General features: G+C 54.8%; 19 protein-coding genes, 3 pseudogenes and 1 other annotated feature (1 of these 23 cut by a window edge). Of the genes and pseudogenes, 21 read left to right on the top strand and 1 reads right to left on the bottom strand.

All coding sequences use genetic code 11. The features are described from left to right. Window positions 1-133: a binding site (T-box leader), on the top strand; it begins 134 nt to the left of the window's first position. A gap of 70 nt (window positions 134-203) precedes the next feature. The 13 genes and pseudogenes from ilvB to yihA all read left to right on the top strand — a co-directional run bounded on the left by ilvB (window position 204) and on the right by yihA (window position 17,469). Further along, a complete protein-coding gene (gene ilvB, locus I656_RS11575; RefSeq protein WP_033004993.1) occupies window positions 204-1,943 on the top strand; it encodes an acetolactate synthase large subunit in 1,740 nt (579 codons plus the stop codon). Beyond that, window positions 1,922-2,440 carry an acetolactate synthase small subunit gene (gene ilvN, locus I656_RS11580; RefSeq protein ID WP_013144574.1) on the top strand — a complete coding sequence of 173 codons (519 nt, stop codon included), beginning with the start codon at window positions 1,922-1,924 and terminating at the stop codon, window positions 2,438-2,440. Before ilvB ends, ilvN begins: the two co-directional genes overlap by 22 nt. A gap of 105 nt (window positions 2,441-2,545) precedes the next feature. Then, window positions 2,546-3,571, top strand: a complete 1,026-nt coding sequence (gene ilvC, locus I656_RS11585; protein WP_011232135.1) for a ketol-acid reductoisomerase — start codon at window positions 2,546-2,548, stop codon at window positions 3,569-3,571. Next, a complete protein-coding gene (locus tag I656_RS11590) occupies window positions 3,558-5,105 on the top strand; it encodes a 2-isopropylmalate synthase (protein ID WP_011232134.1) in 1,548 nt (515 codons plus the stop codon). Before ilvC ends, I656_RS11590 begins: the two co-directional genes overlap by 14 nt. A 16-nt stretch (window positions 5,106-5,121) precedes the next feature. Next, entirely contained in the window at window positions 5,122-6,237 is a 1,116-nt protein-coding gene (gene leuB / locus I656_RS11595) for a 3-isopropylmalate dehydrogenase (RefSeq protein WP_020278134.1), read from the top strand. A 20-nt stretch (window positions 6,238-6,257) separates the two neighbouring features. Beyond that, window positions 6,258-7,673: a 3-isopropylmalate dehydratase large subunit gene (gene leuC, locus I656_RS11600; protein ID WP_020754257.1), complete on the top strand. Its 1,416-nt coding sequence runs from the start codon at window positions 6,258-6,260 to the stop codon at window positions 7,671-7,673. Window positions 7,674-7,769: 96 nt separating this feature from the next. Then, window positions 7,770-8,363 carry a 3-isopropylmalate dehydratase small subunit gene (leuD, locus tag I656_RS11605; RefSeq protein WP_011232131.1) on the top strand — a complete coding sequence of 198 codons (594 nt, stop codon included), beginning with the start codon at window positions 7,770-7,772 and terminating at the stop codon, window positions 8,361-8,363. Between the two features lie 203 nt (window positions 8,364-8,566). Continuing rightward, window positions 8,567-9,547, top strand: a complete 981-nt coding sequence (locus tag I656_RS11610; RefSeq protein WP_033004982.1) for a M48 family metallopeptidase — start codon at window positions 8,567-8,569, stop codon at window positions 9,545-9,547. 164 nt (window positions 9,548-9,711) lie between these two features. Continuing rightward, a complete protein-coding gene (gene tig / locus I656_RS11615) occupies window positions 9,712-10,998 on the top strand; it encodes a trigger factor (protein ID WP_033004981.1) in 1,287 nt (428 codons plus the stop codon). Between the two features lie 230 nt (window positions 10,999-11,228). Beyond that, a complete protein-coding gene (gene clpX / locus I656_RS11620) occupies window positions 11,229-12,494 on the top strand; it encodes an ATP-dependent protease ATP-binding subunit ClpX (protein ID WP_011232128.1) in 1,266 nt (421 codons plus the stop codon). 143 nt (window positions 12,495-12,637) lie between these two features. Beyond that, window positions 12,638-14,312 (top strand): annotated as a pseudogene (gene lonB / locus I656_RS19685) (ATP-dependent protease LonB). 230 nt (window positions 14,313-14,542) lie between these two features. Next, complete coding sequence (gene lon / locus I656_RS11630; protein ID WP_020754250.1) at window positions 14,543-16,885, top strand: endopeptidase La; 2,343 nt, start codon at window positions 14,543-14,545, stop codon at window positions 16,883-16,885. Next, complete coding sequence (yihA, locus tag I656_RS11635) at window positions 16,882-17,469, top strand: ribosome biogenesis GTP-binding protein YihA/YsxC (protein WP_014196452.1); 588 nt, start codon at window positions 16,882-16,884, stop codon at window positions 17,467-17,469. Before lon ends, yihA begins: the two co-directional genes overlap by 4 nt. A gap of 41 nt (window positions 17,470-17,510) precedes the next feature. On the opposite strand, the gene I656_RS18985 is transcribed toward yihA, so the two are convergent. Continuing rightward, on the bottom strand, window positions 17,511-17,666 hold the full coding sequence (locus I656_RS18985; RefSeq protein WP_235048598.1) for a hypothetical protein: 156 nt from the start codon (window positions 17,664-17,666) through the stop codon (window positions 17,511-17,513). A 497-nt stretch (window positions 17,667-18,163) separates the two neighbouring features. Here I656_RS18985 and hemA point away from each other — a divergent pair, with 497 nt between their 5' ends. The 8 genes and pseudogenes from hemA to I656_RS11670 form a co-directional block, all read left to right on the top strand. Beyond that, a complete protein-coding gene (gene hemA, locus I656_RS11640) occupies window positions 18,164-19,528 on the top strand; it encodes a glutamyl-tRNA reductase (RefSeq protein WP_020754247.1) in 1,365 nt (454 codons plus the stop codon). Between the two features lie 10 nt (window positions 19,529-19,538). Further along, complete coding sequence (gene ccsA / locus I656_RS11645) at window positions 19,539-20,357, top strand: cytochrome c biogenesis protein (RefSeq protein ID WP_013144585.1); 819 nt, start codon at window positions 19,539-19,541, stop codon at window positions 20,355-20,357. A gap of 15 nt (window positions 20,358-20,372) precedes the next feature. Further along, the gene (gene hemC / locus I656_RS11650; RefSeq protein ID WP_020754245.1) at window positions 20,373-21,305 is read left to right on the top strand and encodes a hydroxymethylbilane synthase; all 933 of its coding nucleotides are present in this window, start codon (window positions 20,373-20,375) and stop codon (window positions 21,303-21,305) included. Next, a complete protein-coding gene (locus tag I656_RS11655) occupies window positions 21,302-22,069 on the top strand; it encodes a uroporphyrinogen-III synthase (RefSeq protein ID WP_020754244.1) in 768 nt (255 codons plus the stop codon). Before hemC ends, I656_RS11655 begins: the two co-directional genes overlap by 4 nt. After that, entirely contained in the window at window positions 22,070-23,044 is a 975-nt protein-coding gene (gene hemB / locus I656_RS11660) for a porphobilinogen synthase (protein WP_013144588.1), read from the top strand. A 16-nt stretch (window positions 23,045-23,060) separates the two neighbouring features. Next, window positions 23,061-24,349 (top strand): annotated as a pseudogene (hemL, locus tag I656_RS0114930) (glutamate-1-semialdehyde 2,1-aminomutase). A gap of 118 nt (window positions 24,350-24,467) precedes the next feature. After that, complete coding sequence (gene spoVID / locus I656_RS11665; protein WP_033004976.1) at window positions 24,468-25,517, top strand: stage VI sporulation protein D; 1,050 nt, start codon at window positions 24,468-24,470, stop codon at window positions 25,515-25,517. Between the two features lie 44 nt (window positions 25,518-25,561). Beyond that, window positions 25,562-25,873, top strand: a pseudogene (locus tag I656_RS11670) (spore coat protein YsxE); the annotation flags it as partial.

The raw sequence follows: 25,873 nt of genomic DNA, 5'->3' as shown, positions 1-25,873 counted from the left end.
GCTGGACGAGTGGAGACGCGCGCTTCACTCGTTACCAAAATGAGCGGCCGGCTTCGGCTGGCCGCTCCTGAGGCGGCCGTCACGGCCGTGAAGAAGGGTGGTACCGCGGAAAGGAAACCTTTTCGCCCCTTTGGCTGGAAATGACAGCCATCGTGGGCGGAAAGGTTTTTTATATGGATGACAAATCACAGGGAGGATCGACGATGACAAAAATGAAAGTCGAGGAACAAGAAAAAGCGAGGACGAAGGCGAGAATGAGCGGGTCGCTGATGCTCATTGAAGCGCTCAAGGAAGAAAAAGTCGAAGTCATCTTCGGCTATCCAGGGGGGGCGGTGCTCCCGCTGTATGACGAGTTGTATAAAGCCGGCGTGTTCCACGTGCTGACGCGGCATGAGCAAGGGGCCATCCATGCGGCGGAAGGATATGCGCGCATTTCTGGAAAACCGGGGGTCGTCATCGCCACCTCCGGCCCGGGAGCGACCAACATCGTCACCGGGTTGACCGACGCGATGATGGATTCGCTGCCGCTCGTCGTCTTTACCGGGCAAGTGGCGACAAGCGTCATCGGTTCGGATGCGTTTCAGGAGGCGGACGTTGTCGGCATTACGATGCCGATTACGAAACACAACTACCAAGTGCGCGACATCAGCGAGCTGCCGAGAATCATTAAAGAGGCGTTTCACATCGCGACGACCGGGCGCCCCGGACCGGTGTTGATCGATATTCCAAAAGACATTACGACGGCCGAAGGGGAGTTTGATTACGATCAAGACGTTCATTTGCCTGGCTATCAGCCGACGACGCAGCCGAACCATTGGCAAATCCGCCGGCTTGTCGAGGCGGTCAGCCAATCAAAGCGGCCGGTCATTTTAGCCGGCGCTGGCGTCTTGCACGCCAATGCGTCCAATGAATTGCGGCAATACGCCGAACAGCAAAACATTCCGGTCATTCATACGCTCCTTGGCCTTGGCGGTTTCCCGGCAGACCATCCGCTTTTCTTGGGGATGGCGGGCATGCACGGGACGTACACGGCGAACATGGCGCTCTATGAGTGCGATTTGCTTATCAACATCGGCGCCCGTTTTGACGACCGGGTCACCGGCAACTTGAAATACTTCGCGCCAAAGGCGACTGTCGCTCATATCGACATCGACCCGGCGGAAATCGGCAAAAACGTGCCGACCAAAATTCCGATTGTCAGCGACGCCAAAGCGGCGCTGCAGGAACTGATCGCCCAGCAAGGCAAACCGGCTGACAACGCGGCGTGGCTCGAACAGCTCAATGAGTGGAAGCGGCGCTTCCCGCTCCATTACGAGCCGGAAGCCGGGACGATCAAGCCGCAAAAGCTTGTCGAAATGATTTACGAATTGACAAATGGCGAAGCGATCGTCACAACGGACGTCGGCCAGCACCAAATGTGGGCGGCGCAATATTACAAGTTCAATCGACCGCACCGGTGGGTGACGTCCGGGGGGCTCGGCACGATGGGCTTCGGGCTTCCGGCAGCGATCGGCGCCCAGCTCGCCGACCGGAGCGCTACGGTCGTTTCGATCGTCGGCGACGGCGGCTTCCAAATGACGTTCCAAGAACTGTCGGTCATTCAAGAGCTGGGGTTGCCAATTAAAATCGTCATCGTCAACAACCAGGCGCTCGGCATGGTGCGGCAATGGCAGGAGCTGTTTTACGAAAAACGGTACTCCCATTCGCTCATCCCGAATCAGCCGGATTTTGTAAAACTCGCTGAAGCATACGGCATACCGGGGCTGCGGGCGAAGACGGAGGCGGAAGCAGCTGAAGTGTTAAAACAAGCGTTTGCGATGGATGGGCCGGTGCTGCTTGATTTCCATGTCCGCGCCGACGAGAACGTGTATCCGATGGTGGCGCCCGGCAAAGGGCTTCATGAAATGGTGGGGGTGAAAGCGTGCGAAGAATTATCACGATGACGGTCAACAACCGCCCGGGCGTGTTAAACCGCATTACCGGGCTGTTTACGAAGCGGCATTACAATATCGAAAGCATTACGGTCGGGCATACGGAAATCGAGGGCGTTTCGCGGATGACGTTCGTCGTCAACGTTGACGATGAACGGACGGCGGAGCAAATCATTAAGCAGCTGAACAAGCAGATTGATGTGTTGAAGGTGAATGACATCACCGACCAAGCGATCGTCGCCCGCGAGCTGGCGCTCATTAAAGTTGCCGCTCCTCCGGCGGTCCGCCAGGAAATTTACACGCTCATCGAGCCGTTCCGCGCCTCGATCGTCGACGTAAGCAAAGACAGCCTCGTCATTCAAGTGACCGGCGAGCCGGAGAAAGTCGAGGCGTTGATTGAACTATTGCGCCCGTACGGCATTAAGGAAGTGGCGCGCACGGGAACAACCGCGTTCACCCGCGGGGCGCAAAAAGCGACCACGAACCAGAAAACGGCGTTTATCATTTAACAACCATCAATACAAAACCGCACCCATGCGCAGTCATGGCGCCATCGCAGCATTTGCGCTGTTTCTTGACCAACATTTATCTACAGGACAAAGGAGAGGGTAATCATGGCAAAAGTCTACTATAACGGGGATGCAAACGAACAATATTTGCAAGGGAAAACGGTCGCGATCATCGGCTACGGCTCACAAGGCCACGCCCATGCGCAAAACTTGCGCGACAGCGGCGTCCGCGTCATCGTCGGGCTGCGAAAAGGAAAATCGTGGGAGCAAGCAGAGCAAGACGGGTTTGAGGTGTATTCCGTCCGCGAAGCGGCGAAGCAGGCTGATATCGTCATGGTGCTGCTGCCGGATGAGAAGCAGCCGGCCGTGTACAAAGAGGAAATCGAGCCGGAACTCGAGCCAGGCAATGCGCTTGTGTTTGCGCACGGCTTTAACATCCATTTCAGCCAAATCGTCCCGCCGAATCATGTTGACGTCTTCTTGGTTGCGCCGAAAGGCCCAGGCCATCTCGTGCGGCGCACATATACGGAAGGAGCGGGCGTGCCGGCGCTCATCGCCGTCTACCAAGATGTGACCGGACACGCGAGAGAAACGGCGCTCGCCTACGCGAAAGCGATCGGCGCTGCTCGAGCTGGGGTGTTGGAGACGACGTTCAAAGAAGAGACGGAAACCGACTTGTTCGGTGAACAAGCGGTGCTGTGCGGTGGGCTGACGGCGCTCATCAAAGCCGGGTTTGAAACGCTCGTTGAAGCCGGGTATCAGCCGGAAGTCGCCTATTTTGAGTGTTTGCATGAGATGAAGCTCATCGTCGATCTCCTTTACGAAGGCGGTTTGTCGTGGATGCGCTATTCGATTTCCGATACGGCGCAATGGGGCGACTTTATCACCGGCCCGCGCATTATTAACGACGCTGTGAAAGCGGAAATGAAAAAGGTGCTCGATGACATTCAAACGGGCAAATTCGCGAAGAGCTGGATTTTGGAAAACCAAGCGAACCGTCCGGAGTTCAACGCCATCAACCGGCGTGAGAATGAGCATTTGATTGAGATTGTCGGACGCGAACTGCGAAGCATGATGCCGTTTGTGAAGGCAAAACAAGTCGAGGCGGTGGTGCCAGGTGCGAAAAATTAAGTTTTTTGATACCACATTGCGTGACGGGGAACAATCTGCTGGTGTGAACTTGAATTTGCAAGAAAAGTTGGAAATTGCCCGTCAGCTTGAACGGCTGCGGGTTGACATCATCGAGGCGGGTTTCCCCGCCTCATCGAAAGGCGATTTTGAGGCGGTCAAACAAATCGCCGAAACGGTGAGAACATGCTCGGTCACCGGGCTGTCGCGCTCGGTCCGAAGCGATATTGATGCGGCGTGGGAGGCGTTAAAAGGCGGCGCGGAGCCGCGGCTCCACCTATTCATCGCCACCTCGCCGATCCATATGGTGCATAAATTGCGGATGACGCCGGAACAAGTGATTGAAGCGGCGGTTGAGGCGGTGAAATACGCGAAGCGCTTTTTCCCGATCGTCCAATGGTCGGCGGAAGATGCGTGCCGAAGCGAGTTGCCGTTTTTGGCGAAAATCGTCGCCGAAGTGATCAAAGCCGGCGCCTCGGTGATCAACATTCCGGATACGGTCGGCTATATTACGCCGAAAGAATACGGGGAAATTTTCCTCTATTTGCAAAACAATGTTCCGAATATTGAAAATGTTTCACTCTCCGCTCATTGTCATGATGACTTGGGCATGGCGGTGGTGAACTCGCTATCGGCCATTGAACATGGAGCGACGCAGGTCGAGTGCACGATCAACGGCATCGGCGAGCGGGCCGGCAATGCGGCGCTTGAGGAAATCGCTGTGGCCCTTCACATCCGCAAAGACTACTATCAAGTGGAAACGCGCCTCAATTTGCAGGAAATTAAGCGCACAAGCAATCTTGTCAGCAAGCTGACCGGGGTCGTCGTTCCACCCAACAAAGCGGTCGTCGGCAAAAATGCGTTTGCCCACGAATCGGGCATCCATCAAGACGGCGTCTTAAAAGAAAAAACGACATACGAAATCATTTCGCCGGAGCTCGTCGGCGTGCCGTCGAATTCGATGGTGCTCGGCAAACATTCCGGCCGCCATGCGCTTCGCAACCGGGTCGAGGAGCTCGGCTACACGTTGTCCGATGAAGAAATCAATCAGCTGTTTGTCCGTTTTAAAGAATTGGCTGACAAAAAGAAGGACATTACCGATGATGATTTAATCGCGTTGATTTTCGAAGAGAAGTTCGACCACTTTAAAGATTTTTACCAATTGTCTTCCATCCAAGTGCAATACGGGACGAATCAAATTCCGACAGCGGTCGTTGTACTGAAAGACGGGAAGGGGAATGAAATCCAAGAAGCGGCGACCGGCGCGGGCAGCGTCGAGGCGCTGTACAATACATTGGAACGTTGCTTCCAAACGCCGGTGACGCTGCTTGACTACCGGATCGAATCGGTCGGCGGCGGCCGCGATGCGTTGGCCCAAGTGTTCGTCAAAGTGCGCGCCCATGACATCGAGACGAGCGGGCGCGGCACTGCACAAGACGTGTTGGAAGCATCGGCGAAAGCGTACATCAACGCCATCAACCGTGTGTTTATGATCGAAGCGATGCGCGGCGAAAACGAGAAAGTGGCAACACCATAAAACGGGGGGATTCAGAATGGGAAACTATCGGATTGCCGTCTTGCCAGGGGATGGCATCGGCAAAGAAGTGACGTCCGGAGCGGTCGAGGTATTGAAAGCGGTCGGCATCCGGTTTGGCCACGAGTTTACGTTTGAATATGGATTGATCGGTGGAGCGGCGATCGATGAGGCGGGGACGCCGCTCCCCGAGGAAACGCTCCGCCTTTGCCGAGAAAGCGATGCGGTGCTGCTTGGGGCGGTCGGCGGTCCGAAGTGGGATGACAACCCTCCGCATTTGCGCCCGGAAAAAGGATTGCTTGCCATTCGCAAGCAGCTCGACTTATATGCCAACTTGCGGCCGGTTGTTTGCTATGACAGTTTGGTTTCCGCTTCGCCGTTAAAACCGGATCTCGTGCAAGACGTCGATTTTGTCATCGTCCGCGAGCTGACCGGCGGCATTTACTTCGGCCAGCCGAGCGGCCGCGTCGTCGAAAACGGCGAAGAAAAAGCAGTGGACACCTTGTTATATAAAAAAGAAGAAATTGAGCGGATCGTCCGCATGGCGTTTATACTCGCACGCGGGCGGAAGAAAAAAGTGACTTCGGTCGACAAGGCGAACGTCCTTTCGTCAAGCCGTCTATGGCGGGAAGTGGCCGAAGAGGTGGCGAAGCAGTTTCCGGACGTCACGCTTGAGCATATGCTTGTTGACAATGCCGCGATGCAGCTCATCCGCGCGCCGAAGCAGTTTGATGTCATTGTGACAGAAAACATGTTTGGCGACATTTTAAGCGATGAAGCCTCCATGTTGTCCGGTTCGCTCGGGATGCTGCCGTCAGCCAGCTTATCCGCTTCCGGTCCGAGCTTGTATGAGCCGGTGCACGGTTCAGCGCCTGATATCGCCGGCATGAACAAAGCCAATCCGATTGCGGCGATTTTGTCAGCCGCGATGATGCTTCGCCTGTCGTTCGGGCTCACCGCGGAAGCGGAGGCGGTAGAGCACGCGGTGCGGCAGGCGCTCGATCAAGGTTTGCGCACCGCCGACTTGGCGCCAAGCGGCGGCCGCATCGTATCAACGAACGAAATGGTCGAAGAAATTAAAACAGCGGTGCTGGATTATACGGCCATTGCTCAAATTATGACCGTTTATGCCTAAGACGTGCGAGGTGAAAGCCAATGAAGCCGAAAACGATCATCGATAAAATTTGGGAAAACCACGTCGTCTACCGTGAGGAGGGCAAACCGGATTTATTGTACATCGATTTGCACTTAGTGCATGAAGTGACCTCGCCGCAAGCGTTTGAAGGGTTGCGGCAAAAAGGACGGAAGGTGCGGCGGCCGGATTTGACCTTTGCGACGATGGACCATAACGTGCCAACCGTTAACCGATTTGTGATTACCGACGAAGTGGCGCGCAACCAAATCGCTGCGCTTGAGCGCAACTGCCGCGAGTTCGGCATTCCGCTCGCCGACCTAAACAGCGAAGAGCAAGGAATCGTTCACGTCATCGGCCCAGAGCTCGGGTTGACCCAGCCGGGAAAAACGATCGTTTGCGGCGACAGCCATACGTCGACGCACGGGGCGTTTGGCGCCTTGGCGTTTGGCATCGGCACGAGCGAAGTCGAGCATGTATTGGCTACACAAACGCTTTGGCAGCATAAGCCGAAAACGCTGCAAATCTGCATCAACGGCCGCCTCGGCAAAGGAGTGACCGCCAAAGACGTCATCTTGGCCATTATCGGCCGCTATGGCGTTGGCGTCGGCACCGGTTATATTATCGAATTTACAGGCGAAGCGATCCGACGCATGTCGATGGAAGAGCGAATGACGATTTGCAATATGTCGATTGAAGCTGGGGCGAGAGCCGGCCTCATCAGCCCGGATGAAACGACGTTCGCCTATTTGCGCGGCCGCAAATATGCACCAAAAGGCGAGGAGTTTGACAAGGCGGTGGAACGGTGGCGGGCGTTAGCCAGCGATGAGGGGGCAAAATACGATAAAACGATTGAAATCGATGCGTCGACGATCGCTCCGATGGTGACGTGGGGGACGAACCCCGCGATGAGCACTTCCGTCGATGGCGTCGTGCCGCATCCCGAGCAATTTGAAAGCAAAACAGAGCAAAACGCGGTGCGCCGGGCGCTTGAGTACATGGGGCTTAGACCGGGCACGCCGATTACGGATATTCCGGTGCAGCACGTCTTCATCGGTTCGTGCACCAACTCACGCCTCAGCGATTTGCGCGCGGCGGCGAGCATCGTGAAAGGGAAAAAAGTGGCTCCTGGTGTACGGGCGCTCGTCGTGCCTGGATCGCAGCAAGTGAAAAAACAAGCCGAAGCGGAAGGGTTGGCACAAATTTTCATCGACGCCGGTTTTGAATGGCGCGACTCCGGCTGCAGCGCCTGTTTGGGCATGAACCCGGACATCATCCCAGAAGGCGAGCACTGTGCGTCAACGTCGAACCGCAACTTTGAAGGGCGGCAAGGAAAAGGGGCGCGCACGCATCTCGTCAGCCCGGTGATGGCGGCGGCGGCTGCGATTTACGGACATTTTGTCGATGTGCGCCAGCTTGAAGCCGAGCCGGTCTGTTAAATTGACGATCGTGATGGCAAAAGAGGCGGCGCGGCATCCTAGGAAACCGAGCTCCTTTGCCATCAGTGACATCCATAACGGAAGGGGGAAAGGACGATGAAGCCGTTTACGATCCATCGCGGAAAAACCGCTGGCATCGATCGGGCGAATATTGATACCGATCAAATCATTCCAAAGCAGTTTTTGAAACGGATTGAACGCACCGGCTTTGGCCAGTTTCTCTTTTACGATTGGCGGTATTTGAGCGACGGCACGCCAAATCCGGAGTTTGAGCTCAACCGCCCGGAAAACGAAGGGGCGACGATTTTAGTCGCCGATGAAAACTTCGGTTGCGGCTCATCGCGCGAACATGCGCCGTGGGCGCTGCAAGATTACGGATTCCGCGTCATCATTGCCCCATCGTTTGCCGACATTTTTTACAACAACTGCTTAAAAAATGGACTGTTGCCGATCCGGCTGGATAAAGAGGATGTCCGCTACTTGCTGCGCCAAAGCGAGCGCGCAGACTATGAACTGACGGTTTCGCTTGAAGAACAGCGGGTATTTGACGATGAAGGATTTTCGCGTCCGTTTGACATCGACCCGTATCGAAAACAGCTGTTGCTAAAAGGATGGGACGAAATTGATTTGACGTTTGTGTACGAAGCGCATATCGCCGCCTACGAACGACGGCATTGTCCACGGCCGTAAGCGCATGTGTTCCGGGCGGCAAGGAGAGATGGGTTGCTCTGCCAATCGGCGGGAGCAGCCTTTTTCGCGTTTGACGGCGTCTGCGTCCAGAGGCCGGCTGCTTTTCGGCAAACAAGCGGCTTGTGTTACCCAGCAAGACGCGGGTTGTTTCGCGAGGGAAAACTTGTTACACTGATGGTAAATGCAAATGGGAGCGGGCGAAGATGGCCGGGAAAAAAGGAAAAATCATCATGTTTCCGCAAACAAAAGAACGGCTTATGGAAGAGGCGTTTGCTGCGCTCGAGGCGAAGCGATATAAAGAAGCGCTCCGCTTTTTGCGCGCCGCCGAACAGCTTGGCGACCACAGCTTTCCGGTTCGGCTTGGGCTGGCTGTCTGTTGCTATGAGCTTGGGGAATATGATGAGGCGGAGCGGCGTCTTGCCGGTTTGCTTGACGAGCAACCGGGCAACGGTGAACTGTTGCAAATGTATATTGCCATATTGTTGCAAACGAATCGATACAGCAAGGCCGAAACCGTGATCCGCCACGCCTTGCGCCGTCCGTCGCTATCCGTTTCGCTGCGCGAACAGCTTCACCAGCTGCTTCGATTCAGTGAAAAAATGAATGCCCGCACGCTTCCGCCCGCGGAGTGGAAGCGGGTGAGACGGCTGCTTGAGTCCGGGGACATTGCTGAGCAGCTGCAACTGATTAAACAACTGGAAAAAGAAGACATCGATCCGGTGCTGCCGTTGCTCAAGCAATATTTACGCGCACCGGAAAAAAGCCCGATGGCGAAAACGATGCTTCTTCGCCTGTTGACAGGGAAGCGAGTCAATGAAACGGTGACGGTTGAAAAATTTGGCCGTTGCATGGAGGTCGTCCCGTCAGCGTTGGACGAACAGACGGAAACGGCATTTGCTTCCGAACTGCTGGGCCGGCTTGAGCAGCAGCTCGCGGCGGAAAGCCCGAGCTTATACGAAACGGCGGCGGAAATTTGGCTTCGCTATGCATATGTGTTGTATCCGTTTCCGCCGGAGCCGGCGGATGCAGCGGCCTGGCTTGCTGCTCTCCATTGGATGGCGAGCCGGTTTTTAGGCTTGGATGCTGACGCGGCCGCCTTGGCCGACCGCTACGGTGTGGAGGCGGCGGAGATGGCAAGGCTTTGCCAAAAACTATATGAAATAGAGGAACTTTCCTCCCTCTAATGGCTCGTTCTCTGTTGAAACATGGCTGTTGTATGGTATAATATAATGGCTGTGCTATGTATCTGTTTTCGCATACTTGTCTACATAATCGGGCATCATAAAAAGATCTGGACAAGCGGAGTGCGCTATGGTCCGAGCAATGATTTCAGGTGGAGGGAACAAGGATGTCAGTCAAATGGGAAAAGCTTGAAGGGAACGAAGGCGTATTGACCGTTGAGGTCGACGCCGAGAAAGTGAACAAAGGCTTGGACGCCGCGTTTAAAAAAGTGGTGAAAAACATCACGCTTCCGGGCTTCCGCAAGGGGAAAGTGCCGCGCGTTCTGTTTGAAAAACGCTTCGGCGTCGAAGTGCTCTATCAAGATGCGCTCGACATTTTGCTGCCAGAGGCGTATGCCAAAGCCGTCGAAGAGGCAGGCATCGAACCGGTGTCAATGCCGGAGATTGACATTGAGCAAATGGAAAAAGGCAAAAGCTTAATTTTCAAAGCGAAAGTGACCGTAAAGCCGGAAGTGAAGCTCGGTCAATACAAAGGGCTTGAAGTGGAAAAAATGGATACAACCGTGACGGACGAAGATGTCGAAAACGAACTGAAACGCCTGCAAGAAGATTACGCTGAACTTGTCGTGAAAGAAGACGGGACAGTGGAAAACGGTGATACGGTCGTCATCGATTTCGAAGGATTTGTCGACGGCGAGCCGTTTGAAGGCGGCAAGGCGGAGAACTATTCGCTTGAAATCGGTTCTGGAACGTTCATTCCGGGGTTTGAAGAACAGCTTGTCGGCATGAAAGCCGGCGAGGAAAAAGAAATCCAAGTCACATTCCCGGATGAATACCACGCGAAGCAATTGGCCGGCAAACCGGCGACGTTCAAAGTGCAAGTGCATGAAGTGAAAGCGAAACAGTTGCCGGCGCTTGACGATGAGTTTGCCAAAGACGTCGATGAAGAAGTCGAAACGCTTGACGAACTGAAGGCGAAAATTCGCGCCCGTTTGGAAGAGGAGAAAAAGAACGAGGCGGAGACTGCCTTGCGCAATGCGGTTGTCGAAAAAGCGGCAGCCAACGCCGAAATGGATATTCCAGAGGTCATGATCAAAAATGAAACCGACCGGATGCTTCGCGAATTTGACCAACGCCTGCAAATGCAAGGTCTGAACTTGCAGTTGTATTACCAATTCTCCGGCCAAGATGAAGCGTCGTTGCGCGAGCAAATGAAAGAAGATGCCGAAAAACGGGTGCGCGCGGCGTTGACGCTTGAAGCGATCGCGAAGGCCGAAAACATTGAAGTAACCGACGAGGAAGTAAACAAAGAGCTCGAAAAAATGGCGGAAGCCTACAAGCTGAGCGTGGACAAGCTGAAAGAGCTGCTCGGCAGCTTAGATGGCGTCAAAGAAGATTTGAAATGGCGGAAAACAGTCGATTTTCTTGTAGAGCACAGCAAGGTTGCGGCATAATATATCTTAAGGAAAGAACAAGGCGCGAGACGTTCGTGCCTTGTTCTTTATCCACAACCATGGCGCCTAAGCAGCAATTTTCAAACTTTTCCAAACGGACGACGGTTTTTTCATTCGCTTTCTCAGGAACATGTATGGTAAAATAGCGAATACATACGTTTTTACGACATAAGAGATGGCGGACATGGATACATAAGCAGGCGCGATTTCGTTGGCAAGGGGTGAATGATATGTTTAAATTCAATGATGAAAAAGGGCAGTTGAAATGCTCGTTCTGCGGCAAAACACAGGATCAAGTGCGAAAGCTCGTTGCCGGTCCGGGGGTTTACATTTGCGACGAGTGCATTGAGCTATGCACGGAAATTGTTGAAGAGGAGCTCGGCAATGAAGAGGAATTTGAATTTAAAGACGTGCCGAAACCGTTGGAAATTCGGGAAATTCTAGATGAGTACGTCATCGGTCAAGATGAGGCGAAAAAATCGCTCGCCGTTGCGGTTTACAATCATTATAAACGGATCAATTCCGGCAGCAAAATCGATGATGTCGAGCTGTCGAAAAGCAACATTTTGATGATCGGGCCGACCGGGAGCGGGAAAACGCTGCTGGCGCAAACACTGGCGCGCATTTTGAACGTGCCGTTTGCCATCGCCGATGCCACCTCGCTTACAGAGGCCGGCTATGTTGGCGAAGACGTCGAAAACATTTTGTTAAAGCTCATCCAAGCGGCTGATTATGACGTCGAACGGGCGGAAAAAGGCATTATTTACATCGATGAAATTGACAAAATCGCCCGCAAATCGGAAAACCCTTCCATCACTCGCGACGTATCCGGCGAAGGGGTGCAACAGGCGCTGTTGAAAATTTTAGAAGGCACCATTGCCAGCGTTCCGCCGCAGGGCGGCCGCAAACATCCGCATCAAGAATTCATTCAAATCGATACGACGAACATTTTGTTCATTTGCGGTGGAGCGTTTGATGGCATTGAGCCGATCATCAAGCGCCGTCTTGGCAAAAAAGTGATCGGTTTTGGCGCGGAAATGAACCAGACGGATGTCGACGAGAAAAACTTGTTGTCGAAAGTGCTGCCGGAAGACTTGCTCAAATTCGGACTTATTCCGGAGTTCATCGGCCGTCTGCCGGTCATTACGACGCTCGAGCCGCTCGACGAACAGGCGTTGATCGACATTTTGACGAAACCGAAAAATGCCATTGTGAAGCAATACCAAAAAATGCTGGAGCTTGACGGCGTTGAGCTCGAGTTTGAAGAAGCGGCGCTCCGTGAAATCGCGAAAAAAGCGATTGAGCGGAAAACGGGCGCGCGCGGCCTTCGCTCGATCATCGAAGGCATTATGCTCGATGTGATGTTTGAGCTGCCGTCGCGCGAAGATGTGCAAAAGTGCATCATCACGCTCGACACGGTGCGCGGCACAAAGCCGCCGACGCTGATCCGTCATGATGGCACCGTCATCGAGCTGGAACGGAAAACATCTGCCTGATGGGAAAACCGCCTTTTTTCGGCGGTTTCTTTTTTTGCCGCCCATGCCTCGCGCGCCCGCTGGCGCTTTTTTGGTTTATTCCCGCCAGTTCGCGGAGATACTATCATACTACATACCATCTAAAGGCAGGAGGATATCGGGGCATGGATTGGACGAACATCGTACTGGTCATCCAGCTGTTTTTCGGGGTCATCATCGGCCTTTATTTTTGGAATTTGCTAAGAGGGCAGCGTGTGCAAAAAGTTTCGATTGATAAAGAGTCGCGCAAAGAGATGGAACAGCTCCGCAAGCTGCGTTCGATTTCGCTCACCGAGCCGCTGGCGGAAAAAGTGCGGCCGAAAAGTTTTGACGACATCGTCGGTCAGGAAGACGGCATCAAGGCGTTAAAAGCTGCTTTATGCGGCCCCAACCCGCAACATGTCATCATTTACGGGCCGCCCGGCGTCGGCAAGACGGCAGCTGCTCGGCTCGTGCTTGAGGAAGCGAAAAAAAAATCCGCTCTCCCCGTTTAAGAAAAATGCGGTATTCGTGGAGCTTGACGCGACGACGGCGCGCTTTGACGAGCGCGGCATCGCCGACCCCCTCATCGGCTCGGTGCACGACCCGATTTACCAAGGGGCCGGGGCGATGGGGCAAGCCGGCATTCCTCAGCCGAAGCAAGGGGCGGTGACGAACGCCCACGGGGGCGTTTTATTCATCGACGAAATCGGCGAGCTTCATCCGATCCAAATGAACAAGTTGTTGAAAGTGCTTGAGGATCGGAAAGTATTTTTTGAAAGCGCCTATTACAGCAAAGAAAATCCGCAAATCCCAAGCCATATTCACGATATTTTCCAAAATGGACTGCCGGCTGATTTCCGTCTTGTCGGGGCGACGACGCGCACGCCGAACGAAATTCCTCCGGCCATTCGCTCTCGCTGCCTGGAAGTATTTTTCCGTGAATTGGACCAAGATGAAATCGCCCTCATCGCGAAAAAGGCGGCGGAAAAAATCCGCTTGAACGTGTCAGAAAGCGGCATTCGCCTCCTTGCCGCCTATGCGCGCAACGGGCGGGAGGCGGTCAACATGATGCAAATTGCCGCTGGCCTAGCCATCACGGAAAACCGAGAACACATTTTGGACAAAGATATTGAATGGGTCATTCAATCGAGCCAAATGACTCCGCGCTATGAGAAGAAAATCGCTTCCGCTCCGGCGGTCGGCGTCGTCAATGGCCTTGCCGTGTACGGCCCGAACACCGGCGCGCTGTTGGAAATTGAGGTGACCGCTTTGCCGGCCAAAGGGAAAGGGTCGATCAATGTCACCGGCATTGTCGAGGAGGAAAGCATCGGCAGTGCAGAAAAATCGGTGCGGCGCAAAAGCATGGCGCGCGGCTCGGCGGAAAACGTCATTACGGTGTTGCGGGCGATGGGCGTGCCAGCGGACCGCTACGACATTCATGTCAACTTTCCGGGCGGGGTGCCGGTTGACGGCCCGTCAGCCGGGGTGGCGATTGCCGTCGGCATTTATTCCGCCATCTACCAGCTGCCAGTCGATCATACGGTCGCGATGACCGGAGAAATCAGCATCCGTGGCTGCGTGAAACCGGTCGGCGGCGTGTTCGCCAAAATCAAAGCGGCCAAACAAGCCGGGGCGAAAAAAGTCATCATCCCGATTGAGAATATGCAATCGTTGCTAGGCGAAGTCAGCGGCATTCAAATCATCGCCGTCCGCCGCCTCGAGGAAGTGCTCGTCCATGTGTTCGGCGAAGAGGCGCTCCGCCGAGGCCCCGCGCTGCTGCCAGCGGCTATGGACCGCTCGGAGAAAAAGCTCGTCTAGCCAAAGGAAACGGCGGCAAGGCGAACGGTTGGCAACGAAAGCGGGCGGTCCGCTCGCAACCGAGTCGGGCGGTTCGCCCGGCCTCTCTTTTATGTACGGCTTCGGCGCAAGCGGATCGTCGCTGAAGTCGGTTTTTCTTTGCCTGCAGACGGAGCGCCGCGCGCTTTTTCGTTCGTCAAATTTTACAAACCCTGCTGCCGTACTATACAATAAACGAATAGAAGCGAGAGATGGAGGTGTTCGGCGTGAACGGAAAGAAAAAGGAGACGGTCGTTCCGCTTTTGCCGCTGCGTGGGCTGCTCGTGTTTCCGACGATGGTGCTCCATTTGGATGTCGGGCGCGAGAAATCGGTCAAAGCGCTCGAACAAGCCATGGTTGAGGATCATATGATTTTGCTGACGTCGCAAAAAGACGTTGCCATCGACGAACCGGACATGGATGACTTATATAAAATGGGAACGATCGCGCGCGTCAAGCAACTTCTAAAACTCCCGAACGGCACGTTCCGCGTGCTTGTCGAAGGCGTCGCTCGGGCGCTCATTACGGAAGTGATCAGCGAGGAGCCGTACTTTCTCGTCAAAGTCGAAAAGTTTGTTGATCGGGCGGCGAAAGATTTAGAAGATGAGGCGCTCAAGCGGACGATGCTTGAATATTTCGAGCAGTACATAAACTTGTCCAAGCGGCTGTCGGTCGACATTTACGCCTCGATCGTCGACATCGATGAGCCGGGGCGAATGGCGGACATCATCGCCTCGCACTTGCCGCTTAAGCTTGAGGAAAAGCAGCGCATTTTAGAAACGATCGACGTGAAAGAGCGCCTCAATAAAATCATCCAAATTTTGCACAACGAAAAAGAAGTGCTCCAGCTTGAGAAAAAGATCAGCGCCCGCGTCAAGCAGTCGATGGAGCGGACGCAAAAAGAGTATTATTTGCGCGAGCAAATGAAGGCGATTCAAAAAGAGCTTGGCGAAAAAGAAGGAAAAACGGGCGAAGTCGAGGAGCTGAAAGAAAAAATCGAGGCGGCCGGCATGCCGGAGCATGTGAAACAAACGGCATTGAAGGAGCTTGACCGCTATGAAAAAATTCCGGCGACCTCAGCGGAAAGCGCAGTCATTCGCAACTACCTCGATTGGCTCATCGCCTTGCCGTGGTCGAAAGAAACAGAAGACATCCACGACATTAAGCGGGCGGAAGCGATTTTAAACGAGGAGCATTACGGGCTCGATAAAGTGAAAGAACGGGTGCTTGAATTTTTATCTGTCAAGCAGCTGACGAAATCGTTAAAAGGTCCGATTCTTTGCCTCGCCGGACCGCCGGGGGTCGGCAAAACGTCGCTCGCCCGCTCGATCGCCAAAGCGCTCGGCCGCCGCTTCGTCCGCGTTTCGCTCGGCGGCGTCCGCGACGAATCGGAAATTCGCGGCCATCGCCGCACGTATGTCGGCGCCATGCCGGGACGCATTATCCAGGGGATGAAAAAAGCAGGCACGATCAACCCCGTCTTCTTGCTTGATGAAATCGACAAAATGTCGAGCGATTTCCGTGGCGATCCATCGGCGGCCATGCTGGAGGTGCTTGACCCGGAGCAAAATCATACGTTCAGCGACCATTACATTGAAGAGCCGTACGATCTATCGAAAGTCATGTTTATCGCCACGGCCAACCATTTGGCGGCGATTCCGCAGCCGCTCTTGGACCGGATGGAAGTGATCCACATACCAGGCTACACAGAAGTGGAGAAGCTGCATATCGCCAAGCGGCATTTGCTGCCGAAACAAATCACCGAGCACGGGCTGAAAAAGGCGGCGTTGCAAATTCGCGATGACGCGATGCTCGATATCATCCGCCATTATACGCGCGAAGCCGGGGTGCGGGAGCTTGAGCGGCAGCTCGCCGCTATCTGCCGAAAAGCGGCCCGCCTCATCGTTTCCGGCGAGAAAAAGCGGGTTGTGATCACAGAAAACAATCTTGAGGAATTTTTAGGGAAGCGAAAATACCGCTACGGCCGAGCGGAGGCGGAAGACCAAGTCGGCGTGGCGACCGGGCTGGCGTATACGGCGTTTGGCGGCGATACGCTCGCCATCGAAGTGTCGCTCGCGAAAGGAAACGGCAAACTCGTTTTGACCGGCAAGCTCGGCGATGTCATGAAAGAATCAGCGCAAGCGGCGTTCAGCTACGTGCGGTCGCGCGCCGAGGAGCTCGGCATCGACCCGAAATTTCACGAAACGTACGACATCCATATTCACGTTCCGGAAGGAGCGGTGCCGAAAGACGGGCCATCGGCCGGCATTACGATTGCGACCGCACTCATTTCCGCTTTGACGGGCAAGCCGGTGAGCCGCTTTGTCGGCATGACCGGGGAAATTACGCTGCGCGGCCGCGTTCTTGCGATCGGCGGCTTAAAAGAGAAAACGTTAAGCGCCCATCGTGCCGGATTGAAAACCGTCATTTTGCCGAAAGACAATGAAAAAGATTTGGCTGACATTCCGGAAACGGTGAAGCGCGACTTGCGCTTTGTGCTCGTCTCCCATCTCGATGAGGTGCTGCCGCACGCGCTGGTGGGGTGGAAGCGATGAATGTGAAGAAAGCAGAGCTTGTGACCAGTGCCGTCAAGCCGGAACAATATCCGGACGGCGGACGGCCAGAGGTGGCGCTCGCCGGCCGTTCGAACGTCGGCAAATCATCATTCATCAACAAAATGATCAACCGGAAAAACTTGGCGCGCACCTCCTCAAAGCCAGGTAAAACGCAAACGTTGAATTTTTATTTGATTAACGACTCGTTTTACTTTGTGGACGTGCCAGGTTATGGGTTCGCCCGCGTGTCGAAGCAGGAGCGGCAAAAATGGGGGAAAATGATGGAGACGTACTTTACGACGCGCGAGGTGCTGAAGGCGGCGGTCCTGCTCGTTGATTTGCGCCATCCGCCGACGAAAGACGATGTGATGATGTACGAGTTTTTGAAACATTACGAGATCCCGGTGATCGTCATCGCGACGAAAGCGGATAAAGTGCCGCGCGGCAAGCATCAAAAACACGCGAAAATCGCGCGCGAGACGCTGCGGATGGCTGACGGCGACCCGCTCATTTTGTTTTCCGCCGAGACCGGACAAGGGAAAGACGAAGCATGGGCGGCGCTTTTGCCGTTTGTGGCCTCATGACGAAAACACCAGCGATTCCGCTGGTGTTTTCACTTCCAAGGCTATTTTCGCCTAGTCCATAATATATAGACGCCGATGGCGATGAGTCCGAGCGGCCAAAACTTCCAGACAGAGGAAAGTCCGGCTTGGACGAGGTGAAAGAATGGCTGGCCGCGCCCGGAAAACGTCAGCACGACAGCGAGAAGCAAGAAAAGCACGCCAAAGCCGGCCCCGCCTTTTTGTTTGCGGCTGCTGGCGAAAAAAGCGAGCGCGATGAGGAAAAAAAAACATGTTCACGCCGCGGGGCCAGGCCGAAAATGCACTCGCAAGGAGCAACTCAACGCCAAATCCGAGTAAAAGAAAGCCGGGGAAAAGGTAAGCATATTCGCGCGCTGAATGCGCCTGGCCAAGCAAAGCCGCGCCGCAAATGGCAAGCAAGGCCGGCCACCCTTGGAAGAAATGGAAAAGGGGGGATTCCATCTGTCCGGCGAGAAAATACAGTCCGAGGCCAATGAATAAGATGCCGGCGAATACCGTTCGGGTTTTCATGATCGTCGCGTCCTCCGTTTCCCTTTTGGACATGTTTATGATAGAATGATCACTGTCTACAGTTTAGCATAGCTTTGAAGGCATGTTCACAATTTTTTCAAACCAGAACGATGGACGGTTGTGATATAATGATAAAAGGGATTCGGTCAATAAGGGGGTTGGCATCGTGCAAATCGTAGTCGTTGGCGTCGACTATAAAACCGCCCCTGTAGAAATCCGCGAAAAGCTCGCGTTTGCGGAAGCGGAACTCGGTGCGGCGATGAAACAGCTCGCCAAGCAAAAAAGCGTGCTCGAAAATGTGATCGTCTCGACGTGCAACCGGACGGAAGTTTATGCAGTGGTTGATCAACTGCATACCGGCCGTTACTATATGAAAGCATTTTTAGCCGAATGGTTTGGCGTCAAAGTGGAAGCGATTGCTCCGTATTTGCGTGTGCTTGAAGGAGAAGCGGCCATAAAGCATTTGTTCCGCGTGGCGGCCGGCCTTGATTCGATGGTGCTTGGGGAAACGCAAATTTTAGGGCAAGTGAAAGACAGCTATTTGCTCGCTCAAGAGATCGGGACGAGCGGCACGATTTTCAATCATCTGTTCAAGCAGGCGGTGACCTTTGCGAAGCGCGCCCACTCGGAAACGGGCATCGGCGCGCACGCTGTATCGGTCAGCTATGCGGCGGTTGAGCTGGCGAAGAAAATTTTCGGCCGCCTTGCCGGCAAGCACGTCTTGATTATCGGGGCCGGCAAAATGGGGACGCTGGCGGCGCAAAACTTGTACGGCAGCGGCGTCGGGAAGGTGACGGTTGTCAATCGGACGCTTGAAAAAGCGAAACAGCTTGCTAAGCAGTTTGCCGGCGAAGCGAAGCCGCTCGGCGAATTGTCATGCGCTTTGCTGGAAGCGGATATCGTCATCAGCTCGACGGGAGCCAAAGGCTATATTTTGACGAAGGAAATGGTGGCGCCGCTTGAGAAAATGCGCAAAGGCCGCCCGCTCTTTATGGTTGACATCGCGGTGCCGCGCGATTTGGATCCGGCGTTGGCTGATTTGGAAACGGTGTTTTTGTACGACATTGACGATTTGCAAGATGTGGTGGCGGCCAACTTGGCGGAACGGCAAAAGGCAGCGGCTCGCATTGAAACGATGATCGAAGCGGAACTTATGGCGTTCAGCCAATGGCTGCAGACGCTCGACGTCGTGCCAGTCATTGCCGCATTGCGCGAAAAGGCGCTGGCCATTCAAGCAGAAACGATGAAAAGTTTGGAGCGGAAACTGCCGCATTTGTCGGAGCGCGACTGGAAAGTGTTGAATAAGCATACGAAAAGCATTATTAACCAGCTGCTCCGCGATCCGATTTTGCAGGCGAAGGAACTCGCCGCCGGCCCGAATGCCGAGGAGGCGCTTTTGCTGTTTATGAAAATTTTCAATATCGAAGATGCGGTGAAAGCCGAGCGGCATATAGAGCAGGCGAAATCCGTGCAATGCGATGAACAAGACGCGGAAGCGGTCCGTGCCGCCCGCCCATCATGGCAGCTGTAAGGTGGGATGGATGGTGGCGCTGTTGTATGAGTTGTCCATTTTGCTTTACATCGCTTCGATCCTATTCTATTTCATCGATTTTTTGCAACAAAACCGGAAGGCGAACGACATCGCCTTCTGGTTGCTTTCTATTGTATGGCTTTTGCAGACCGTGACGTTTGTTTCTCGCATCATGGAGACGAAGCGCTTTCCGATTTTAACGATGTCGGAAGGGCTTTATTTTTACGCTTGGCTGCTCATTACGCTGTCGCTCGTCATCAATCGGCTGCTGCGCGTCGATTTCATCGTCTTTTTTACGAACGTGCTTGCTTTTTTTATTTTGGCCATTCATACGTTTGCACCGTCTTCGCAGTCGCCGGCTGTTGCGGAGCGGCTCGTCTCGGAGCTGCTGATCATCCACATCACCCTTTCGCTCGGAGCGTATGCGGCGTTTACGCTGTCGTTTCTGTTTTCGGTGCTTTACATGTTGCAGTACAGTTTGCTGAAAAAGAAAAAGTGGGGGGCGCGCCTTTGGCGCATGGCGGATTTGTCGCGGCTTGATTTTTTGTCGTATGTTTTAAATGCGCTCGGCTTGCCTATGTTGTTATTAGGGCTCATTCTTGGCGTGATTTGGGCGTATATTCAAATCGACCATTTCCATTGGTATGATGCGAAAGTGCTCGGGTCGTTTGTCGTTCTTCTCGTCTATGGCGTCTATTTTTACAAGCGAGCCGTCCGGCAGATGCAAGGGAAGGCGATCGCGCTATGGAATATCGGTTCGTTTTTATTTTTGCTTGTCAACTTTTTCTTGTTTGGCAGTTTGTCAAAATTTCATTTCTGGTATTCGTAATCGAGGTGGAACGAGATGCGGAACATTGTCGTTGGCTCGCGGCGCAGCAAGCTTGCCTTGACCCAGACGAAGTGGGTGATCAACGAATTGAAACAGCTTGGGGCGCCGTTTACGTTTGAAGTGAAAGAAATCGTCACGAAAGGAGATCGGGTGCTTGATGTTACGCTCTCGAAAGTCGGGGGCAAAGGGTTGTTTGTGAAAGAGATTGAGCATGAATTGCTCGCCGGCGGCATCGATATGGCGGTCCATAGCATGAAAGATATGCCGGCTGTGCTGCCCGAAGGTTTAGTGATCGGTGCGGTTCCGCGCCGCGAAGATGCACGCGATGTGCTTGTCAGCAAAGGAAACCGGATGCTCTCCGACTTGCCGCCTGGGTCGGTCATTGGCACGAGCAGCTTGCGCCGTTCGGCGCAGTTGCTTGCCTATCGCCCGGATTTGACGATCAAATGGATTCGCGGCAATATTGACACAAGGTTGGCGAAGCTCGAAAGCGAAGAGTACGATGCGATCGTGCTGGCGGCGGCGGGTCTTGCGCGCATGGGTTGGGGCGATGACGTCATCAGCGACTATCTTCCTTTTGATGTCTGTGTTCCGGCGGTCGGCCAAGGGGCGCTGGCGGTCGAATGCCGGGAGGATGATGACGAATTGCGCCAATGGCTCAGCCGGTTAAACGACGAGCAAACCGAGCGGGCTGTTCGGGCGGAGCGCACCTTTTTGCAGCAAATGGAAGGCGGCTGTCAAGTGCCGATTGCCGGCTACGCTGAAGCAGACGGTGGCATGGTGCGCCTCACGGCCCTTGTCGCTTCACCGGATGGAAAAGAAAAGTATAAAGAAATGGTAACGGGCGCCGATCCGGAGGCCGTCGGCCGGCAGGCGGCCGCTGTCTTGATCGAACAAGGGGCGAAAGCGCTCATCGAGCGGGTGAAACAGGAGTTGAGCCAATCATGACACACAGCGCGCTCGCCGGCAAAACGGTGCTTGTGACGCGCGGCAAAGAGCAGGCGGCATCGTTTTCTGCCAAGCTGCGCGCTGTCGGCGCCGTGCCGGTCGAGATCCCGCTCATTGCCATCCGACCGGCGGCGCCGGAAGAAATCGCTTCTATGGTTGAGCGGCTTGGCGAATACCGTTGGCTCGTTTTCACAAGCGCGAACGCCGTCCGCTTCTTTTTTCCGCACGTTTCGTTGCCGCGGCCGCTGCCGGAGATGGCTGTCGTCGGCCGGAAAACAGCGGCGGCGCTCGCCGAGCATGGTCTTTCCCCGGCGCTTGTGCCGGATGATTACACCGCTGAACGGCTGGCTGACTTGCTCATGCCGCGCGTCAAACAAGGCGACCGGGTGCTGTTTGTCAAAGGCAATTTGGCGCGCCCGACCTTGCCTGAGGCGTTGCGAAACGCCGGCGCCGCGGTCGACGAGCTCACGGTGTATGAGACCGAGCCTGATGAAAACGGCCGGGAGCGGTTGTTGTCGCTGCTGCGCCGGCGGGAGCTTGATGCGGTCACCTTGATGAGCCCGTCGGCGGTTGACAGCCTTGTCCGCCTTCTCGACAAAGAAGTGGATGCCCTTCTTTCCGGTGTTGCGGTCGCCTGCATCGGACCGGTGACGAAAGAAGCGGCCGAGCGGGCGGGCATTCCGGTCCATATTTGTCCGACGGATTACACCACGGATGGTATAATCAAAGCGATGGAACAATATTTTTCCATGGAGGGACGATGAATGGCACTGTCATTTGACCGCCATCGCCGTTTGCGGCAAACGGCTGCGATTCGGGCGATGGTGCGTGAGACGCATCTTCGCGTCGAGGATCTCATTTATCCGCTGTTTGTGGTCGAGGGAAGCGGCATTAAGCGGGAAGTGCCGTCGATGCCAGGGGTTTACCATTTATCGCTTGACCGTTTATCTGAGGAAGTGGACGACATCGCCAAGCTTGGCATTCCCGCCGTCATGGTGTTTGGTGTGCCGAATGAAAAAGATGAAGTCGGTTCGCAGGCGTATTGCGAAACAGGGATTGTTCAGCGGGCGATCCGCCAAATCAAAGCTGAACACAAAGATCTAGTCGTCATTGCGGATACGTGTTTATGTGAATATACGAGCCACGGCCATTGCGGCGTCGTCGAAAACGAGCGCGTGCTGAACGACCCGTCGCTCGAGCTCCTCACCAAAACGGCGGTGAGCCAAGCGCAAGCCGGCGCCGACATCATCGCGCCGTCGAACATGATGGACGGCTTTGTCGCCGCCATTCGCCGTGGGCTTGATGAAGCAGGGTTTGAGTATGTGCCGATCATGTCGTATGCAATCAAATACGCTTCGGCATTTTACGGCCCGTTCCGTGATGCCGCCGACAGCGCGCCGCAGTTTGGCGACCGGAAGACGTACCAAATGGATCCGGCCAACCGCCTTGAGGCGTTTCGCGAGGCGGAGTCGGATGTCAAAGAAGGCGCTGATTTCTTGATGGTGAAGCCAGCGCTTGCCTACATGGATATTATCCGCGACGTCAAAAACCGTTTTCCGCTTCCGCTTGTCGCCTATAACGTGAGCGGCGAGTATGCGATGGTCAAAGCGGCGGCGCAAAACGGCTGGATCGATGAGAAGCCGGTCGTCATGGAAATGTTGACAGGGATGAAACGGGCGGGCGCGGATTTGATCATTACGTATTTTGCCAAAGATGTCGCCCGCTGGCTGGCTGAATAGAGAGGAGGGCGGAAGCATGCGAAGCTACGAACGGTCAAAAACCGCTTACGAAGAAGCGGTGAAATTGATGCCGGGCGGGGTGAACAGCCCGGTGCGCGCCTTCAAGTCGGTCGGGATGACGCCGATTTTCATGGCGCGCGGCCAAGGAGCGAAAATTTACGATATTGACGGCAATGAGTACATTGATTACGTACTGTCATGGGGTCCGCTCATTTTAGGGCATGCCAACCCGCAGGTCGTGGAAGCGTTGAAGCGCGTGGCGGAACAAGGCACAAGCTTTGGCGCTCCGACATTGCTTGAAAATGAGCTCGCCAAGCTCGTGATTGAGCGGGTGCCGTCGGTGGAAATCGTGCGGATGGTCAACTCCGGTACGGAGGCGACGATGAGCGCCCTCCGCTTAGCGCGCGGCTACACGAAGCGCAACAAAATCATGAAATTCGAAGGCAGCTACCACGGCCACGGCGATTCGCTGCTCATTAAAGCCGGCTCCGGCGTGGCGACGCTCGGCCTGCCGGACAGCCCGGGCGTGCCGGAATCGGTCGCCCAGCATACCATCACGGTGCCGTACAACGATTTGGACAGCGTCCGCTATGCGTTTGAGCGGTTTGGCGAAGACATCGCCGCGGTGATCGTCGAACCGGTCGCCGGCAATATGGGCGTCGTTCCGCCAGTGCCTGGCTTTTTGGAAGGGCTGCGCGAGGTGACGAAACAATACGGAGCCTTATTGATTTTCGACGAGGTCATGACCGGGTTCCGCGTCGATTACCACTGCGCCCAAGGGTATTATGGCATTGAGCCGGATTTGACGTGCCTTGGCAAAGTGATCGGCGGCGGCTTGCCGGTCGGGGCGTACGGGGGCAAAGCCGAGATCATGGAGCTTGTCGCGCCGAGCGGGCCGGTGTACCAAGCCGGCACGCTCTCCGGCAATCCGCTCGCCATGACGGCCGGGTACGAGACGCTCCGCCAGCTGACGCCGGAAACGTACGAAGAGCTTGGCCGCAAAGCGGCGCGCCTTGCGGATGGGCTTCATCAGGCAGCAGAGAAATACGACATCCCGCATACGATCAACCGCGCTGGTCGATGATCGGCTTTTTCTTCACGAACGAGCCGGTGGTCAACTACGAGACAGCGAAAACGTCCGACTTGGAGCTGTTTGCCGCCTATTATCGGGAAATGGCGAATGAAGGCATTTTCCTGCCGCCGTCGCAATTTGAAGGGCTGTTTTTGTCGACGGCGCACAGTGATGATGATATTGAATATACGATTGCCGCTGCTGAGCGGGTGTTTGCCCGTCTGCGCGGATAAGGAAAGGGGCTGCCGACCGTCGGCAGCCCAATTTTTTATCATACCGCCTCGTTTCCGTTCATACAATGGATAATGTCATAGAAACCATTTGCCGAAGGGACGGAAGGAGGAGGCCCGGTTGGAGCAATCGTATTTGCGTTTTTCATTGGAAGAATCGGTCTGGTTTAAAAGAGGACAGGAAGTCGCCGAGTTTTTATCCATTTCTCTTGATCCGGTCATTTCCGTCGATGAGTACGACCAATATATTACGATCCGCGGCGCGCTTGAGTTGAGCGGCGAATTCCGCCAAGCGGGCGAAGGGCAGGCTGAAGCGGATGACGACGTGTTTGAGCTGGCTGGTTATCGGTTCATTCAGCACATTTCGGTGCGCGAAGACGGGATCAGCGAACTGTCGCACCGCTTTCCAATCGATATTACGATTCCAAAAAACCGCATTCGTTCCCTTGAGGATGTGTACGTGACGGTTGAATCGTTTGATTATGATTTGGATGAAAACGGAAGATTGCTGATCACTGCCGACATTTCGATCAGCGGCATCAGTGAAGCGCCGCTTGGCGATGATTTGCCGGACGATGAGGAGGACGATGAGCCGCTGTTTGCCCCGTTTGAATCGATCGCCCGCAAGGAAGCGGCCGGTGAGGAAGCGTTTGCTTCGGCGGATGATCTCGCCGATGAGGCGGCTGAACAGCCGGCTTTGGCCGCCGGCGAAACGACGGTTTCCGTCATGGAGCCAGCCGCCTTGCGTCATGAAGAAACGGGGGCTGAAGAAGAGGAGGCCAAAGAGCCGTTTTTGCCGCTTGAGACGGAAACGAAGGCGGTCAGCGCACAGACGGAGGAAGACATCGCTTCGCTGCTGCCGCCAACTGAGGCGAAGGTATCGATCGGGGCGGCGAAAAAGGCGGTTGAGGAAGAAGAAGAAGAAACGAAAACAAAAAGCGAAAATGCGCTTTACTTGACGAAACTGTTTGCGAAAAGCGAGGAGAAAGAGTTTACGAAACTGAAAATTTGCATCGTCCAGCAAGGAGATTCATTGGACAAGATTGCCGAACGGTATGATGTGACCGTCTCACAGCTTTTGCGCGCCAATGATTTGGAAAGCCCAGATGACGTGCACGAGGGGCAGCTGCTGTATATTCCGGCCATGGCGGGAAGCCGTCCTTTCTCATGAAAGGGACGCTTTCCGTTTCTTTTGCCGATAAGGGGGCGTAACAAATGGCCGCACAGGCTGACCGATATGAGGCTGTGCTCGCCCAGTACGGTCTTCGTCCAGAGCGCATGGAGCAGCGAGGCAAAGCCGTCAAAGTATACACGAACCGCGGCGTTTTCGCTTTAAAGACGCTTGAAAGCGAGCAAGAAGCCGCCGCCGTTTGGCAGTCTCTTCAGCATGGCGGCCCCCGTTGTCTCCCGCTTTACCTGACGCGGCGGCGGTCGCTGTTTGCCACAGAAGGCGGCCGTCTTTATTATTTGCAAGCATGGCATGACGGCGAATCAAAGGTGGAGAAGGATGCGGTGGACGCCTTTTTT

It is taken from the genome of Geobacillus sp. WSUCF1 (assembly GCF_000422025.1).
GTDB lineage: Bacteria > Bacillota > Bacilli > Bacillales > Anoxybacillaceae > Geobacillus > Geobacillus zalihae.
Note: the sequence above shows the minus strand (reverse complement) of the source record. Positions and strands in the feature narration are given on the sequence as shown.